Origin of the sequence: Streptomyces pyxinicus, assembly GCF_024753135.1 — a bacterium.
GTDB lineage: Bacteria > Actinomycetota > Actinomycetes > Streptomycetales > Streptomycetaceae > Streptomyces > Streptomyces pyxinicus.
The window spans coordinates 1-359 of sequence record NZ_JANUGP010000085.1 but is presented as its reverse complement, the minus strand read 5'-3'; the positions used below and the strand labels follow the sequence as shown (position 1 = coordinate 359).

Below are 359 nucleotides of genomic sequence, written 5' to 3'. Positions count from 1 at the left end.
GAGCACCCCGCGCTACAGCGCCTGCGGAACCTGCGTTTCCACCGGACCGACAACGACTCCGTGCTCGCCTACAGCAAGAGCACGGGGACGGACACGGTCCTCGTGGTCGTGAACCTCGACCCGCACCACACCCAGGAGGCCACGGTCTCGTTGGACATGCCGCAACTCGGCCTGGACCGGGACGCCGCCCTTGTCGTGCACGACGAACTGACGGGCGAGACGTACCACTGGGGCAGCAGCAACTACGTGCGTCTCACGCCCGGCCGGACGCCGGCGCACGTGCTCCGCGTCGGGCGGTCCACGCCCCAGACCGAAGGGCCCGCAGCCTCATGACCGTCAACGAACCCGTGCTGGACACC

At 69.4% G+C, this 359-nt stretch carries 1 protein-coding gene; it reads left to right on the top strand.

Going from position 1 to position 359, the window contains the following annotated elements; translation table 11 throughout:
- Positions 1 to 333: alpha-glucosidase C-terminal domain-containing protein (locus tag NX794_RS35845; protein ID WP_258783898.1), on the top strand; the 333-nt coding region annotated here is incomplete at its 5' end.
- Positions 334 to 359 lie beyond the last annotated feature (26 nt).